The 15,316-nt window shown below is 52.3% G+C and carries 16 protein-coding genes; 13 read left to right on the top strand and 3 right to left on the bottom strand.

Annotated elements, in window-relative coordinates:
* Positions 1-403 precede the first annotated feature (403 nt).
* Positions 404-1,417 carry a GDP-mannose 4,6-dehydratase gene (locus G9C99_RS16795; protein WP_166418689.1) on the bottom strand — a complete coding sequence of 338 codons (1,014 nt, stop codon included), beginning with the start codon at positions 1,415-1,417 and terminating at the stop codon, positions 404-406.
* 147 nt (positions 1,418-1,564) lie between these two features.
* Here G9C99_RS16795 and G9C99_RS16790 point away from each other — a divergent pair, with 147 nt between their 5' ends.
* The 3 genes from G9C99_RS16790 to G9C99_RS16780 all read left to right on the top strand — a co-directional run bounded on the left by G9C99_RS16790 (position 1,565) and on the right by G9C99_RS16780 (position 2,824).
* The gene (locus G9C99_RS16790) at positions 1,565-1,969 is read left to right on the top strand and encodes a globin domain-containing protein (protein ID WP_166418688.1); all 405 of its coding nucleotides are present in this window, start codon (positions 1,565-1,567) and stop codon (positions 1,967-1,969) included.
* Between the two features lie 82 nt (positions 1,970-2,051).
* Positions 2,052-2,543, top strand: coding sequence for a hypothetical protein (locus tag G9C99_RS16785; protein WP_166418687.1), 492 nt, complete (start codon positions 2,052-2,054; stop codon positions 2,541-2,543).
* Between the two features lie 62 nt (positions 2,544-2,605).
* Positions 2,606-2,824, top strand: coding sequence for a hypothetical protein (locus G9C99_RS16780; protein WP_166418686.1), 219 nt, complete (start codon positions 2,606-2,608; stop codon positions 2,822-2,824).
* Between the two features lie 44 nt (positions 2,825-2,868).
* Here G9C99_RS16780 and G9C99_RS16775 read toward each other — a convergent pair whose 3' ends face one another.
* Complete coding sequence (locus G9C99_RS16775) at positions 2,869-4,140, bottom strand: replication initiation protein (RefSeq protein WP_166418685.1); 1,272 nt, start codon at positions 4,138-4,140, stop codon at positions 2,869-2,871.
* Between the two features lie 588 nt (positions 4,141-4,728).
* Here G9C99_RS16775 and G9C99_RS16770 point away from each other — a divergent pair.
* The 6 genes from G9C99_RS16770 to arsJ all read left to right on the top strand — a co-directional run bounded on the left by G9C99_RS16770 (position 4,729) and on the right by arsJ (position 10,983).
* On the top strand, positions 4,729-6,117 hold the full coding sequence (locus G9C99_RS16770) for an AAA family ATPase (protein WP_166418684.1): 1,389 nt from the start codon (positions 4,729-4,731) through the stop codon (positions 6,115-6,117).
* Positions 6,104-7,174 carry a ParB/RepB/Spo0J family partition protein gene (locus G9C99_RS16765; protein ID WP_166418683.1) on the top strand — a complete coding sequence of 357 codons (1,071 nt, stop codon included), beginning with the start codon at positions 6,104-6,106 and terminating at the stop codon, positions 7,172-7,174. Before G9C99_RS16770 ends, G9C99_RS16765 begins: the two co-directional genes overlap by 14 nt.
* A gap of 131 nt (positions 7,175-7,305) precedes the next feature.
* A complete protein-coding gene (locus G9C99_RS16760; RefSeq protein ID WP_166418682.1) occupies positions 7,306-8,343 on the top strand; it encodes a helix-turn-helix domain-containing protein in 1,038 nt (345 codons plus the stop codon).
* Positions 8,344-8,386: 43 nt separating this feature from the next.
* The gene (locus tag G9C99_RS16755; RefSeq protein WP_166418681.1) at positions 8,387-8,827 is read left to right on the top strand and encodes an ArsR/SmtB family transcription factor; all 441 of its coding nucleotides are present in this window, start codon (positions 8,387-8,389) and stop codon (positions 8,825-8,827) included.
* Positions 8,727-9,737, top strand: coding sequence for an ArsJ-associated glyceraldehyde-3-phosphate dehydrogenase (locus G9C99_RS16750; RefSeq protein WP_166418680.1), 1,011 nt, complete (start codon positions 8,727-8,729; stop codon positions 9,735-9,737). The genes G9C99_RS16755 and G9C99_RS16750 overlap by 101 nt, the downstream gene beginning before the upstream one ends.
* A gap of 4 nt (positions 9,738-9,741) precedes the next feature.
* Positions 9,742-10,983: an organoarsenical effux MFS transporter ArsJ gene (gene arsJ / locus G9C99_RS16745; RefSeq protein ID WP_166418679.1), complete on the top strand. Its 1,242-nt coding sequence runs from the start codon at positions 9,742-9,744 to the stop codon at positions 10,981-10,983.
* On the opposite strand, the gene G9C99_RS16740 is transcribed toward arsJ, so the two are convergent.
* Positions 10,980-11,588 (bottom strand): response regulator transcription factor, encoded by a 609-nt coding sequence (locus G9C99_RS16740; RefSeq protein WP_166418678.1) that lies wholly within the window; start codon positions 11,586-11,588, stop codon positions 10,980-10,982. The genes arsJ and G9C99_RS16740 overlap by 4 nt on opposite strands.
* 287 nt (positions 11,589-11,875) lie before the next feature.
* Here G9C99_RS16740 and G9C99_RS16735 point away from each other — a divergent pair, with 287 nt between their 5' ends.
* From G9C99_RS16735 to G9C99_RS16720, 4 genes are read left to right on the top strand one after another with little or no spacing between them, the layout of a single operon-like run.
* Positions 11,876-12,820, top strand: coding sequence for an HpcH/HpaI aldolase/citrate lyase family protein (locus tag G9C99_RS16735; protein WP_166418677.1), 945 nt, complete (start codon positions 11,876-11,878; stop codon positions 12,818-12,820).
* Positions 12,821-12,825: 5 nt separating this feature from the next.
* Complete coding sequence (locus tag G9C99_RS16730) at positions 12,826-13,995, top strand: malate--CoA ligase subunit beta (protein ID WP_166418676.1); 1,170 nt, start codon at positions 12,826-12,828, stop codon at positions 13,993-13,995.
* 2 nt (positions 13,996-13,997) lie between these two features.
* A complete protein-coding gene (gene sucD / locus G9C99_RS16725; protein ID WP_168713337.1) occupies positions 13,998-14,879 on the top strand; it encodes a succinate--CoA ligase subunit alpha in 882 nt (293 codons plus the stop codon).
* Positions 14,876-15,292 (top strand): hypothetical protein, encoded by a 417-nt coding sequence (locus tag G9C99_RS16720; protein ID WP_166418675.1) that lies wholly within the window; start codon positions 14,876-14,878, stop codon positions 15,290-15,292. The genes sucD and G9C99_RS16720 overlap by 4 nt, the downstream gene beginning before the upstream one ends.
* Positions 15,293-15,316: the final 24 nt, after the last annotated feature.

The raw sequence follows: 15,316 nt of genomic DNA, 5'->3' as shown, positions 1-15,316 counted from the left end.
TCTACAAGTCGCTTCCAGCTAAATCAACCTCTAAATCCCATCCGCAACCTCAGCTGCTTCCGTTCCCCTCAGAGCGTCTCGTTTCCGTGTCGCCCTTTCGGTAAGGCGGTGTTTAGGCCTATGGATCGGGGGCCGCAAGTGCTAATTTCAAGAAAATGACACAAAAAACGAATTTTTCTGTTAAGTTGTTTAATTACAGATAGTTACACGTGTTATTTTCTTTGGTTAATCTCAGATTACCGCAAAATCGCCAGAAATTAGATTTCAAAAAACACCCCTGAAAAGAAGTATTAGTGCCGCACTGCGGCAAAGCACCTATTTACGGGATAAAAAAGGGGTGATTTGCACCCAAATCACCCCTTCAACCTGACTCGTTTTTTCGAAAAACCGATTCACCGGCGATTCACACACCGTAATAGGTGCGATACCATTCGACGAACCGCGCCATACCTTCGCGCACATCTGTTTCGGGCTTATATCCGGTCAGGCGTTGCAGCAGGCTCGCGTCGGCCCAGGTGGCCGTGACATCGCCCTTTTGCATTTCCATATAATTGCGTTCGGCTTTCTTGCCGGCGGCGTCTTCAATGGCCTCGATGAAATCCATCAGGCGGACTTTGTCTGAATTGCCGATATTCACCACGCGATACGGGGCCACAGCAGACAGGCTGTCGCCCTCTTCTATATGGGCCGCAGAGTCTGGACACACCGGCGCCGCATCAATAAGGCCGCGAATGCCGCGCACCAGATCGACCACATAGGTAAAGTCGCGAAACATTTCGCCGTGGTTATAGATGTCGATTGGCGTGCCTTCGAGGATGCCCTTGGTGAATTTGTAAGGTGCCATATCCGGACGGCCCCACGGACCATAAACGGTAAAGAAACGAAACATCGTTGTCGGCAGGTTCCACAGATGCGCATAAGAATGCCCCATGGCCTCATTTGCCTTTTTGGTGGCGGCATAGATTGTCAGTTGGCTGTCGACCTTATGCATCTCAGAAAACGGCATCTCTTCGTTCGCACCGTATATAGAAGACGTGGACGCCATCAAAAGGTGATCAACCCCCAGCTCCCGCGCGCATTCCATAACGTTAAATGTGCCGACCACATTACTCTCTATATAGGCGCGCGGATTTTCGAGGCTGTAGCGCACCCCGGCCTGGGCCGCGAGATGCACAATCACATCGGGTTTTTCGCGCAAGCACAGCGCGCGCAGTTGATCAAAATCCTCAAGCTGACCAATCTCACAACTGAAATTGTCATTCTTTAACAACTCTGCATGGCGGTCTTTCTTCAGCTGGACATCATAATAATCCGACAGCCCGTCATACCCCACAACGCGAAAACCTTCGCTTAGCAGCAGCGCCGACAAATGAAATCCAATAAACCCGGCAGACCCGGTCACTAAAACTGTGCGCATATACCTGTGCCCTTTATTAACAATTGCCCGATTTCTTAACGCAACACGTATGAAACACCAAACCCCAGTTACCATTCCGAAAGATCAGGGGCGTAAAAGAGACACAGGAGATGCGCCCAATAGAATGCCAAATAGAAAGACTCTATCGTGACCCCAAAAAACGCCGCCCTCGTCCAAATAAGTTTTGGTCGCATTTTTGCGCATAAAGCAGACCTGTCGAACCGGTTTTACGTTCACCTCTTTCAACATGCGCCAGAGGTTGAACCGTTGTTCAAACACGGGATGTCCCATCAGAAAGAAATGTTTGGCGCAATGTTGGCGACTTTGGTGAAAAACCTGAACACACCGGATCGGCTGTCTGATGTTGTGCAAAGGTTGGTACAACAACACGCAATGCTAAACATCGAGCCTCAACACTTTGAGGCGGCGCGCACTGCACTTATCTTAGCAATCGAAGATTGCTTTCGCGGCGACCTAAGTGACGAAGAAAAAGCAGCGTGGTCTGAGGCGGTCACCCACCTCACCACTGAGATGGCTAGGGCAAATACCTAATTGCGCTAGCCCCTAATGGCTACTGCACCCTCAACGACTGAAAAATTATTGACCCAAAAGAACCGCTAATTACTATGATCCAATGAAAAATCTAAAATCAAAGCCGCCAGAAGAAGTGTATGTTGCATTGCAAATTGCGTTTTATGGTAGCGGAGAACTACTAGAATGGGTCAAATCTACATCGCACCTTGATGCATACGCAGAAGACGGGGAAGTTGCTGAACTTATTTGCGCAGACGCCAATATAGATCACGACGCAGGAGAGATTATTCAAAAATATTTTCGAATAGTCCAAAGATATTGGGAAGACTTAGTAATACCCTCCGACACCACCGAACAGATAGCAAAAAGATTACTTGCAGAGCGCCTTGCAGAATACCTGAGCGGAGAATGTAAGCCCTTTGAGGTTTGCAGGGTATTTCAACATATCGAAGTTGCTTTTGACTACCCTGCTTGGTTGGGAGACATGTATAGTGCCTGCGATTGGGTGGAGCCAGAAACGGCTTCTTCTGACCACCCCTACCTCGCTGAAATTTACACCACGCTTTTGCCTAAGCTGACAAGAGAAATATAAATGAACTCAATACCCACAGACTTGTCTCCACCGCAGCCCGATCAAACTTGGCGATTACAAAGATGAAATTTGACGACGGACAAGCTGTAAAAATTTCCAAAACCGCACCGAAGCATTTCTATATGCTGGGAGAAATCGGTTCGATTTGCGGTATGGACAAAATTAGAACCAATCAACGCTCACTTGAGCTTGAAGTACCTGTTGGAAGTATCGTTTATCTCGTTGAGGCACCATGCGGTAAATCCATTGAAGTGCCAGAAATACATTTATCGAAGTTATAGGTTTAGAGCTCTTTACCCATGTTTAATGAGAATGGGTCCACAACTTATACCCCATCAAACGCGTCGGGCTCTAGCGCTTCCCAGAATGCGAAAATCGCACGGGCGTTTAGGGCTGAATCCCAACCACGGTTGCGGAAATCTTCGCGGTCCATGTCATTATCAAGCTGCGATAAAAACACCCGTCGATCCGCATCGCGTTGGGTTGGGTTGCGCGCCGAAACCAGTCGCTCCACCACTGCAAATTTTGCCCGGCGCTCTGCGCGTTCACGTTCGCGGCTGTCATCTTCTTGACGGGCGCGTGCCACCTCTTCAGCGCGTTTTTCAGCGGCTTTCAGCGCCTCTGCACTTGGGGCCGGCGCAACCTTCACCTCTGGCGTGACTTCAACGTAGTCGTCCCGTATTGCCGCTGACAGATAGCCAACCTTTGATTTCACCTGATCCTGATGCGCCATATAAGACAGCTTTTCAGCGATATAAGCCTCATCATGTTCCGCAAGCCACTGGCGCGCCAAACGGTCAGATACCCCAAGCTCGAGCAGGCGGTCATAAACGCCACTGCTGCGCGCGGCATCGTCATCTTCGATATCAAACATCGCCAGCTGACGGTTTTCTTTGATCAAGAAACGCACATCCGTCACCGCCCTGCCCTGCTTGCGGAACTCTGGTGTGATGTGAATGTTTGAGGTTTTATTGACCTCTGTGACCGCCGGTTTGATGATCTTCGCGTTCAGGTGCTTGAACGTCTCATAATAAGCACTGCCCTCAAGCCCCATGAACTTGCGAAACAGATCCAGGCTCCACCACCCCGTCGATCCGGTGCGCACAAAGCGGTAGCAGTTTTCATAAAGTGCCAAGCCATGCCCGGATGAAAAGTTCCGCTGAATGGTCACATTGATCAGCGCAAATACTTTGGGGTCATGCAGCTTTTGCGCCAGAACCGGGGAATAGGCGTATTCGCAAACGCCATCCTTCAGCTTGGCATAGGACAAAAGCGCCGAAACGCCCCATTCCTGTTTACCATCCTCGTCCAGCATATCCCATTCGGCGACCGTCTCGGCCAGCGATTTTAGCGCGTCGCGCAGCGTGGCGGTGTCGTTGGAATTATACCCAATCATCAAGCACAGGGTTTTTGCGTCGATCGAATGGCTCTGCTGCGTGGTCAGCGTGTCATAGGCGTTCAGCAACAGAACATTGGACAGCTTGCGCTGCAACAGCGATAGCTTGCCGCTCACGTGGATCGCCCCTACGTGTTTCTTGACGGAGTCACGGCGTAGCGCGCCGGTCAGTTCTGGTTTGGCATCGTGCAGAGCAGGCATGTTCGGTTCAGTTTATCGCGTTCGGTTCGGATGAGGTCAGGGCATCACCCTGTGGAAAAATGCCATAAAAGGTACCCAGAGACAAATTGCAAGTAGGTTCTTCACCTTTTTTGGCGTCCCTGCATGCGGGTACCTTAACCTAAATAACCCCGTAAATAGGTTCCTTTAAGCGTGGAAAAACGTGGGAAAACGTCGATATCAGCATGAAAATTGCCCGAAATTCACCTCAAACACGCTCAAAACGCCTTTCCCGAAAACTGGGACCCTCCCCCCTGTATATAGGTTCCTTTAAACCCGGACTCAGGTGCTTCTTGCCCTGTAAATAGGTACTCTTTGCCCTGCATGTGGGTCCTCAAATCAGTTTAAGCTCTTGAAAGTAAATTCATTTAAATACCCAAACCTCTTATAGTCCTTAAAAAAAATAAACAGTTTATGTGTGGTCTTTTTCTTTAATATTTATTGGTTTCGCACGCGAAACCTCACGGTTTTTAACCTATCAACAGTCAAAGAAAAACATTCTGGAAAATGTGCGTCTTTATCGATACTGTCTAAGAAAATAGCGCATATCTTTAAAATAGGCAGTCTGTCGTGAAAAAAATAGAGCAACCCCTCCCCCCCTATCTAAATCTCGACCCCGAAGCCGCAGCAGCGAAGTTATCTGATCCTATCGACACAGCTCGATTCGCCAAAGCAGCGTCTTTCTGTGCCAAGGGACGCGAAGATTTAGCCAAACGCGGTTATGCCCCAAACGGGCAAAAACGATTGCGAAAATTCTCAACTTGGGAGGTCACAAAATATCTGATCCCCATTGCCCCCGCCCATTTACGACGGGTGCTCAAAGCCAATCCTGACTTACCCCAGGGCGAAGGCGAAGGTGGGTCAAAATGGTTCACGCTCGAAGAGATTTTAGCGCTCCGGAACTTCTTTGCCCAAGAAGGCGTTTCAACCAAAGAATACCTGCCCTACCGCCCGGAAGGCATCCCGGCTAAGGTTGCGGCTGTTGCGAACTTTAAAGGCGGGGTTGGGAAAACATCCACCGCGGCGCATCTCGCGATGTCCGCGGCATTGGATGGCTACAAGGTTCTGGTCATTGATCTCGACAGCCAAGGCTCTATGACATCTATTATGGGCGGCACAGTTCCAGATGAATGGAAAACAGTCTTTCCCCTGATCGCCAAAGATTACGCGCAATCCTTGGTCGCCGAAAACCGAGTACGTGTGGCGCAGGGCAAACCCGAAATCCCGCTGGATGAAACTTTAGAAGAGGCGCTGAAAACCACCGCTGATGATGTGATCCAGGAAACTCATTGGCCCAACATTGATCTGATCGGCGCGCAGCTGAACTTGTATTGGGCGGAATTTCAAATTCCGGTGTGGCGTCAGCATATGCGCGGATGGGCGTTGTGGGATGCATTGACTAACTTTCTGGAAGATGAAGGCATCCTTGATAACTATGACCTCGTGTTGCTGGATACGCCCCCTGCACTTGGGTACCTGACGATCAATGCGCTGGCGGCTGCTGATATTTTGATGGTGCCACTTGGCGCAAGCTTTCTGGAGTTTGACAGCACCGGGCGCTTCTTTGACATGTTGTACACGACTTTCGCGTCTATTGAAGAAGGTGAAAACGCAGCCCTGCGCAAGGCTGGATTGCCGGAAATGAAATTCGAATGGGATGTGGTGCGCGCGCTAGTGACCCGGTTTGATGCCAGTCAGCAAACGGATATGGCAAATGTTATTCAGGCCTATTTTGGTGATTTCATGAATGCCTATCGGCAGGACTACACCGCGCTTGTTGGGCAGGCGGGGGAACAGGTGAACGGGATCTATGAGGCCGATTACCGCGACTTTAATCGGGATACATATGTGCGGGGGCGCGAAGCCTTTGATCGCACCTATGCAGAGTTCAAAGAATTGCTGATCGGGTCGTGGTGGCGTGATCTACAAGTGATGGAGGCCGAAGATGGCGAAGCGTAGACGGTTAAGCGCCCCAGACGCAGATGCGCTGCGCGCGCTCAATGATAGCTTTGACGAAATGCCAGAGTTAGAGACGAAATCAATGGTTCCACCCATTGCGCAGGTCGCGGCAGATGCGGCGGGTGAAATGGCGGTGTCTCGCGTCGAAACCCGCGTGGAAAACGCCCAAGACAAAGCCGACGCCGAACGTCTGCGCAAAGCGGACCGCGAAGGGCTGTTGGTGCAGGAAATCCTGCTAGGCGACATTGCGGCGGATCACCTAAGCCGGGACCGTGTGATGTTGGACGCGGAACAGATGGAGGAATTAAAATCCTCGATCCGGCAACACGGCCAACGCACCCCGATTGAGATCATGCGCACCGATGATGGCTTTGGCCTTATTTCTGGGTGGCGACGTCTAAAGGCAATAGGGGAGCTGTTTGTAGAGACTGGTTCAGAGTCTTTTTCGCACATTAGAGCCTTTATTCGTGAACCCGAAAGCGCGCCGGATGCTTATGTATCCATGGTCGAAGAAAACGAAATTCGCGCTGATCTAAGCCAATATGAACGTGGACGCGTCGCGGCGGTTTCTACGGCGCAGGGTGTGTTTGCATCAGTTGAGGCGGCGGTAGATGCCTTGTTTGCATCTGCGTCGAAAGCCAAACGATCAAAGATCCGCAGCTTTGCTGCGATCCATGATGCGCTTGGGGATTTGCTGAGTTTTCCGGGTGCATTGTCTGAACGAACAGGGTTGCAGCTGGCGTCAGCGTTGCGCGCCCGTGGCGGTAGCGAATTTCGCGCGGTTCTCGCTGAAAGTGCGCCGCAAAACCCTGCTGAAGAATGGACCATTCTAGAGGCAGTGATCACCCAAGCCGCGGTGAAAAAGGACAAATCACGTGGCGGGCGTCCAACCCGTGAGGCAACCAAAATTGCGCCGATTGAACTGGCATCAGGTGGAGAAATTTCAGGGGCCTTGTTTGAGGATCGTTTGGTGATTGAACTGAAGGGGCAGGAAATCACCCCGATTGTCGCGCGCGAGATGTTAGAGCGTTTGCGAAATCTTGCGAACAACAACTAGGTTTCGCATGCGAAACCGTTTTGAATATCCAATTGGGGCAGGGTGATTTTCTGCCCCTTTTTTGCATACCTTAAGTGAAAATCAAAAATTATGTATTTTGATCATTAAAAAAGTGATCTAAATGAATACACATGACAAAATATCTTGCGCCAGAATCCCCGTATGATGCCGAAACCGAAGAGGATGATCTTTGGTTTCTGCCACCGATGCCTGAAGGCGTCGAAGATGAGCTGCGCCAAAATCCGACAATGTCAGAGCTGCGTGGGGATTGGGTTGCTGCGGAACATGCGACTTATCCTGATTTGTTACGCGCGGCAGAGGCGCTATCGCGGCTGCGGGAACGGCTAAGCTGGATGCCCAAAGAAGTGGGCGAGCGCTTGGCGGTGCAGTCTACGGTCGCGCTTTTGCGGCAAGAGGGGCATTGGATCACGGCGGATCAATTGGCGGTCTATATGAAACTGGGCGCGGCCCCGATTGATCAAGCGCAGGATTTCGCGCGGGGGGCCTGGGCGGTGCGGCGGTTGCTGGGGGCTTTGACGCCGCAACAGGGGGTGCATGGGTTTTTGGGGCGCCAGCAGGTTCAGGATGATGGGTTGTCGTCATTGCAACACCGCCCGGTTGGCGCGGAGTTGGAAACGCTTGGCACCCAATGGGCTGATACTTTGGCCAGTGTTTTTGATTTGCACCGGATCACGCAATCCGCTGTGGCGTTTTTTGAATGGCAGCGGTTGGGCCTGTCTGACCCCGAGGACAGTTTGGAAGGCTCGGTTGCGGCGATGTGTTTCGCGGCGGGGGATGGAATTTTGTTTCAACCGATTGCGCCGGATGCCTCTGTAATGCGCAGCGGTGCAGCGGCTGAACGATTGGCGCGGTGGTTTCGGGCGGTGGAAACGGGATGTTTGCAGGCGCTGCTGGAACTCGAACGCCTGAACGCATGGCGCAGCAGGGCAGGGGCGGCCACACAGGGGATGTCTGGCCGTTCTGTTGGGCTGTTGATTGAAACGCTTTTGGCGGTGCCTTTGGTATCTGCGGAGTTGCTAGAGGCGCGTACCGGGCTGTCGCGCCCATCGGCCTTGCGCAATTTGAATGCGTTTTCTGATCTTGGGTTGTTGCGCGAAGTGACGGGGCAGCGGCGCTATAGATTTTGGACAGCGCGGCTGTTGTCATAAAAACTTCATTTGAAAAACAGCATAATTCCTATATTCGTGAATTATGGAAACAATAAATGCAACAGAGATTTTTGCCACGCTAGGGCATGAAGGGCGGCTGTCCGTTTTACGGCTGCTGATCGCAGAGGTGCCTGACCCTTTGCGCCCGACCGATATTGCCGCGACGCTTGGCTTAAAGGCAAACACACTTTCAACCTATCTTAGCGTGCTAGAGCGTGTGGGGCTGATTCAATCAAAGCGGGACGGCACGTCGATCTATTATACGGCATCGATGCCTCAAATGGGTGCGTTGATCGAATTTCTCAGCATTGATTGCTGCAATGGCCATCCAGAGACCTGTGGGCTCCCGCAATTTCAGACAGACGAAGAAGAAGGATTTTCAGATGACAAAGATCGCAATCAACGGCATCGGCCGGATCGGGAAACTCGTGCTACGCTCGTTCTTCGACGAAGGGCTAGAGGGGGAGATCGTCCTGCTGAATGACCCGGTTGGGGACATTGAAACACATGCGCACCTGTTGGAATTTGACACAGTGCATGGCCGTTGGGACGCGGATATTTCCTATGACGATGAAAACATCACCGTAAATGGCAGTGCAATGCGCAAAACCAGTGTTTGGTCACTGGAAGAGCTGCCATTGAAAGAAATGGGCGTCGATCTGGTGATTGATTGCACCGGTGCGTTTAAAACTGAGGCAAAGCTTCAGCCCTATTATGATGCTGGTGTGAAAAAGGTGGTGATTTCCGCCCCGGTGAAAGACCCGATTGCGCTGAACCTTGTTTACGGCGTGAACAGTGATCTTTACCAACCGGACACGCACCATTTGGTCACAGCGGCCAGCTGCACGACGAACTGCCTTGCACCTGTGGTGAAAGTGCTGCTCGAAGGGGTCGGGATCAAACACGGATCGATGACCACGATCCATGATGTGACCAACACACAAACGATTGTGGACCGCCCAGCCAAAGATTTGCGCCGCGCGCGGTCGGCGTTAAATTCGCTTATTCCAACCTCAACCGGGTCGGCGACCGCGATTACGATGATTTACCCAGAGCTGACGGGAAAACTGAACGGCCATGCGGTGCGTGTGCCATTGCTCAACGCGTCTCTGACCGATTGTGTGTTTGAAGTTGAGCGCGAAACCACGGTCGAAGAGATCAACGCATTGTTCAAAGAGGCGTCAGAAACATCGCTGAAGGGTATTTTGGGGTATGAAACCCGCCCGCTTGTGTCAGCCGATTACACCAACGACACGCGTTCATCTATCATTGATGCGCTGTCAACGATGGTGGTGAATGGTACGCAGGTGAAAATCTATGCCTGGTATGACAATGAATACGGCTATGCATGGCGTTTGGCTGATGTGACCCGTTTGGTTTTAGCAGGGATGTAAACGGATGAAGCCCGAAGGCCTGTCGGCATATATCGCAGTCACCGCGGCCTATTGGGCGTTTATGTTGACGGATGGGGCGTTGCGTATGTTGGTGCTGTTGCACTTTCATACGCTGGGCTTCAGTGCGATTGAATTGGCGTATCTGTTTCTGTTTTACGAATTTGCAGGCATGATCACCAATCTGTCGGCGGGGTGGGTCGCGGCGCGGTTTGGCCTGTCACGGACCTTATATGCGGGTCTATCGCTGCAGATTGTCGCGCTCATTCTATTGGCGCAATTGTCGCCAGACTGGGGCATTGCGGCTTCTGTCATCTTTGTGATGGCGGTGCAGGGGCTTTCGGGCGTTGCTAAGGATCTGGCAAAAATGTCGTCCAAAAGCGCGGTAAAACTGCTGGCCCCAAAAGGGCAGGGCGGCGCAGAGGATGGGTTGTTTCGCTGGGTTGCGGTCCTGACCGGATCAAAGAACGCGGTCAAAGGGGTCGGCTTTTTATTGGGTGCGGCGCTGTTGGGGCTGTTTGGGTTTATCACCTCGATCGTGGCGATGGCTGTGACCTTAACCGCCGTTCTGATCGCTGTGGTGTTGTTCATGCCTGCGGGCCTGCCCGAAGGGAAAAAGAGCGCAAAGGTTTCCGAAGTCTTTTCCAAAGACCCTGACATCAACCGGCTATCGCTGGCGCGGATGTTCTTGTTTGGCGCGCGGGATGTTTGGTTTGTCGTTGGGATCCCGATCTATTTCTACGGTGTGCTGTCGGATGGATCAGAGGATGGCAACCGCGCCGCGTTTTTCCTGATCGGTAGCTTTATGGCGCTTTGGATCATTGCGTATGGGGCAGTGCAGGGGGCGGCACCGCGTATTGTCGGGGCCAAAGACAAAGCGCTGTCAGCCATCAAGCAGGATGCGGTGCGCTGGTGTTTCTGGCTTGCGATGGTGCCTTTGACCTTGGCTGTGGCCGCTATGGCGTTGGATGTTGGGTTAACGGCGGTTTTGGTTATTGGGCTGTTGGTGTTTGGATTTGTCTTTGCGGTCAATTCATCGCTGCACAGCTATCTGATCCTCGCGTTTAGCACATCAGAACGGGTGACCATGGATGTTGGGTTTTACTATATGTCCAACGCAGCGGGCCGCCTGATCGGTACATTACTGTCGGGATTGTCGTTTCAGTTTGGCGGGTTGGTTTTGTGTCTGGTCACATCCGGGGCGATGGCGTTGTGCAGTTGGATCGCGATGCGCGGGTTAACCCGTTAAAAGCCGCCAGAGAAAAACTTAGAAATGGCGGCACCGCGCGAATTCACCTCTAGCTTTTGATAAATCACCTTGAGGTTATATTTTATTGTGTTCTCTGAAATGCCCAACCGGGTCGAAAGCTGAAAGTTGGTTAACCCCTGGGCGAGGCATTCTAGAATTTCATGTTCCCGTTTGGTCAACGGATTGGCGTTGTCGCGCACGATCCGTTCCAGCAATGTGGTGGGCAGGCAGGATACGCCGCGCGCCACGCTGTGCAGCATCTGGGGCAGTTGATCTTGTACATGATCAATCAAGCAAATGCCGGTGGCCCCTTCGCGCACCGCGAGTTTGGCAAGCGTGGCCTCATTCGCGTTGGCCAGTGCAATGGTGATTGGGGTGAAGCCCTGACGGCGTAGGTTGGGTAGAAAATGGGTGATGTCCCCATCAACCAGACGCAAACCCGTGACCAGAATTGTGTCTTCTGGGGCGTTAACCATGGTTGTTACCAATGCCCCCAAAGAGGTTGCTGTTCCGACGACATCGACATTTTCCATAGGTGAAAGCATGGCGGCGATACCTTGGCATACCAGCGCACTTTGATCTGCTATACAAACAGTCAATGTCATTTTCCGTCCTCCCTAGGCGCAGAGAGTGAAGGGGAACAGATTCCGCCAGATGTTCAAAAACGACGCTTTTCGCGGGTTTTTGCAGGGAGATTGTTTATGAAAGGAAAATTTGTGCACGATAGGTTAAAGTATTCTAATGCATACATAATTTATACCCTAAACGGGTAGGATTGTCTACCCGCACGGGGTGCTTTTTCCACTCAGGGGGAGGTGTTAGCATGGTGAATTTTTCGCAAATCTGATTGCGAAGCGGCCTCGGGAGGGAGGCGGCAATCAGGGATTTCATCATGAGCTACACTTTGCACCCGCTGAAAAAGCAACGTCTACAACGGTCAGAATTGGCTGTTCCGGGGTCAAACCCAACAATGATCGAAAAGGCCGCCGAGAGCGCCGCCGACTATATCTTTCTTGATCTTGAAGATGCGGTTGCGCCACCCGATAAAGTTCAAGCGCGCAAAAATATCATTGAGGCCCTGAACGACATTGATTGGCGCGGCAAAGGTAAAACCATGTCGATCCGTATCAATGGTCTCGACACACATTATATGTACCGCGATGTGGTCGATATTTTGGAACAAGCGGGTCAGCATGTTGATACGATCCTTGTGCCAAAGGTTGGCGTGCCTGCGGATTTGTACACCGTTGAAACCATGGTCAGCCAGATCGAAGAATCCATGGGCCTCACCCATAAAATCGGTATGGAAGCCCTGATTGAAACCGCACTCGGCATGGCCAATGTTGAGGCAATCGCATCCAGCGGTGGACGTCTTGAGGCGCTGCACTTTGGTGTGGCGGATTATGCGGCGTCCAACCGCGCGCGTACCGTTGTGATCGGTGGTCTGAACCCTGATTATCCGGGTGATCAATGGCACTATGCGTTGTCACGTATGACGGTTGCGTGTCGCGCTTATGGTTTGCGTGCGATTGATGGCCCGTTTGGCGATTTCTCTGATCCGGATGGATATATCCTGTCTGCGAAACGCGCAGCTGCACTCGGGATTGAGGGCAAATGGGCCATTCACCCAAGCCAGATCGAAATGGCAAATGATGTGTTTTCCCCACCTGAGGCCGAAGTCACCCGCGCACGCCGTATCTTGGAAGAGCTTGCAAAAGCGGCTGCCCAAGGCAAGGGCGCAGCATCGCTTGACGGTAAAATGATCGACGCAGCGAGCGAAAAAATGGCCAACAACGTGCTTGAGGTTGCAAACGCAATCGCAGCGCAGCAGGGGTAATTCTAATGGATATCCACGAATATCAGGCCAAAAACCTTTTGGCTAAATTCGGGGTCGCGGTGCCACGGGGTGGCATCGCATACAGCCCGGAACAGGCGGCCTATCGTTGTCAGGAAATTGGCGGTGATCGTTGGGTCGTCAAAGCACAAATTCATTCGGGCGCGCGCGGCAAAGCTGGTGGCGTTCGTGTGTGTAGCTCTGAGTCAGAGGTGCTTGATGCCGCTGAATTCATGCTGGGCCGCAAATTGGTTACGCACCAAACCGGCCCCGGTGGTAAACTGGTCGGACGTCTGTACGTTGAAGAAGCGTCAGACATCGCCCAGGAAATTTACCTTGGGTTTGTGTTGGACCGCACCGAAGAGCGTGTTGTCGTTGTGGCCTCTGCTGCGGGTGGGATGGAGATTGAACAAATCTCAGAAGAACATCCAGACACATTGATCCGCTCTGTTGTGGATCCGGCTGTTGGGATGGAACCGTTTCAGGCGCGCGAAATCGCGTTCTCGCTCGGTCTTGATGCCGGGATGATCCCGCAGGCCGTAAAAACGATTATCGGGTGTTACAAAGCGTTCCGCGATCTGGATGCGACCATGGTTGAAATCAACCCGTTGGTTGTGACTGGCGCTGGCGACATCGTCGCGCTCGACGCCAAAATGTCATTCGATGATAACGCGCTGTTCCGCCGTCCTGAGATTTCAGAACTGCGCGACAAAAGCCAAGAAGACCAACGCGAAACCTACGCCAATGACCGCGGCCTGAACTACATCGGGCTAGAGGGTAAAATTGGCTGCATCGTAAATGGTGCAGGTCTGGCGATGGCGACGCTTGATATGATCAAGATGGCGGGTGGTGAACCTGCGAACTTCTTGGATGTGGGCGGCGGCGCGTCACCTGAGCGGGTTTTGAAATCATTCCGTGCGGTTCTGAATGACCCTGAGGTCGAAGCGATCTTGGTGAACATCTTTGCGGGGATCAACCGGTGCGATTGGATCGCTGAGGGTGTTGTGCGCGCGGTGCAAGAGCTTGAGCTGAAAATTCCACTCGTTGTGCGCCTGTCTGGCACCAACTTTGAGGAAGGTCAGAAAATTCTGGATGATTCAGGTTTGAACATCGTGACAGCCGGATCATTGGCAGAAGCTGCGGACAAAGTTGTATCCGCCTGGAAAGCAGGGGCTTAATCATGTCGATCCTTATCAACAAAGACACACCTGTTCTGATCCTTGGGTTCACCGGACGTATCGGGAGTTTCCACGCTCAAGAAATGATGGAATACGGCACCAATGTTGTCGGTGGTGTTACGCCGGGCAAAGGTGGCACCACGCATTTGGGCCTGCCTGTGTTCAACACCATCAAAGGTGCGGTTGCTGAAACCGGTGCCGAGGTGGCGATCGCCTTTGTGCCGCCCCCCTTTGCAGCAGATGCATTGATGGAAGCCGCAGACGCAGGCATCAAAACCACCGTTTGTATTGCGGACGGTATTCCCGCCCAAGATATGATCCGGGTGAAACGGTTTATGCGCCGCTATAAAGCGGAAAAACGCATGCGCCTGATCGGACCAAACTGCGCGGGTATCATCACACCGGGCGAAGCCTTTGCAGGTCTTATGCCGCCCCATATCTATCTTCCGGGTCGCGTTGGGATCATCGGGCGTTCCGGCACATTGGGATATGAAGCCGCATCGCAGATGAAAGAGTTCGGTATTGGCGTTTCATCCTCTATCGGGATTGGTGGTGATCCGATCAACGGCTCATCCTTCCGCGATATTCTGGAACTGTTTGAAAACGATCCTGACACAGACGCGGTTGTTCTGGTTGGCGAAATCGGCGGCCCACAAGAAGCCGAAGCTGCCGAATACATTCGCGATCATATGACCAAACCTGTCGCGGCCTACATTGCCGGTCTTTCGGCGCCAAAAGGGCGGACAATGGGCCACGCTGGCGCGATTGTTCAGGCCTTTGGCGAAAGCGCGCAGGAAAAGGTTGTGATCCTCAAAGATGCAGGCGTGACCATCGTGCCGACGCCATCTGCCTTTGGCGAAACTGTAAAGGAAATGCTGGGATGACCATGATCGAGCCGGATTTTACGACAATGAAAACGGGTGCGTCCCAAAAATTTGCAGCGCTGACAGATGTGCTGCAACAGGGCGCACAACGGATCAAATCTATCGACACTGACGGTTTTGTTTCGGTGGTGGCCCTGTCGGGTGATCGCGAAATGCTACTGTCACGTTTTGCGCAGATATGCCCAGCGGATCGCAGCTTTGCTGTGAACAGCCCGTATGACGTGCAACTCAGTGAAACGCTGGATTTGGCCTGGGACGGTGACATTGTTGTGTTTCTGGTTGGCGAAAGCTTTGAAGAAGGGTCGCGCGAACATCGCACCCTTTTTGAATTGGCTGAACGCTGCGCCCCGGCGCAACCGATTATTCTAGATTGCAGCGCAAGCTGCGACAGTGCGGGTAAGCGCCTGCACTGATGTTCATGCACTCCTTTTCCTGAG

The organism is Cochlodiniinecator piscidefendens (assembly GCF_011326755.1).
Classification (GTDB): Bacteria; Pseudomonadota; Alphaproteobacteria; order Rhodobacterales; family Rhodobacteraceae; genus Cochlodiniinecator; species Cochlodiniinecator piscidefendens.
Note: the sequence above shows the minus strand (reverse complement) of the source record. Positions and strands in the feature narration are given on the sequence as shown.

Bases quoted from the DNA above. Each gene is read 5' to 3' on its own strand.
- G9C99_RS16795 (WP_166418689.1), bottom strand. From the start codon at position 1,417: ATGCGCACAGTTTTAGTGACCGGGTCTGCCGGGTTTATTGGATTTCAT.
- G9C99_RS16785 (WP_166418687.1), top strand. From the start codon at position 2,052: ATGAAAAATCTAAAATCAAAGCCGCCAGAAGAAGTGTATGTTGCATTG.
- G9C99_RS16780 (WP_166418686.1), top strand. From the start codon at position 2,606: ATGAAATTTGACGACGGACAAGCTGTAAAAATTTCCAAAACCGCACCG.
- G9C99_RS16775 (WP_166418685.1), bottom strand. From the start codon at position 4,140: ATGCCTGCTCTGCACGATGCCAAACCAGAACTGACCGGCGCGCTACGC.
- G9C99_RS16765 (WP_166418683.1), top strand. From the start codon at position 6,104: ATGGCGAAGCGTAGACGGTTAAGCGCCCCAGACGCAGATGCGCTGCGC.
- G9C99_RS16760 (WP_166418682.1), top strand. From the start codon at position 7,306: ATGACAAAATATCTTGCGCCAGAATCCCCGTATGATGCCGAAACCGAA.
- G9C99_RS16755 (WP_166418681.1), top strand. From the start codon at position 8,387: ATGGAAACAATAAATGCAACAGAGATTTTTGCCACGCTAGGGCATGAA.
- G9C99_RS16750 (WP_166418680.1), top strand. From the start codon at position 8,727: ATGACAAAGATCGCAATCAACGGCATCGGCCGGATCGGGAAACTCGTG.
- arsJ (WP_166418679.1), top strand. From the start codon at position 9,742: ATGAAGCCCGAAGGCCTGTCGGCATATATCGCAGTCACCGCGGCCTAT.
- G9C99_RS16740 (WP_166418678.1), bottom strand. From the start codon at position 11,588: ATGACATTGACTGTTTGTATAGCAGATCAAAGTGCGCTGGTATGCCAA.
- G9C99_RS16735 (WP_166418677.1), top strand. From the start codon at position 11,876: ATGAGCTACACTTTGCACCCGCTGAAAAAGCAACGTCTACAACGGTCA.
- G9C99_RS16730 (WP_166418676.1), top strand. From the start codon at position 12,826: ATGGATATCCACGAATATCAGGCCAAAAACCTTTTGGCTAAATTCGGG.
- sucD (WP_168713337.1), top strand. From the start codon at position 13,998: ATGTCGATCCTTATCAACAAAGACACACCTGTTCTGATCCTTGGGTTC.
- G9C99_RS16720 (WP_166418675.1), top strand. From the start codon at position 14,876: ATGACCATGATCGAGCCGGATTTTACGACAATGAAAACGGGTGCGTCC.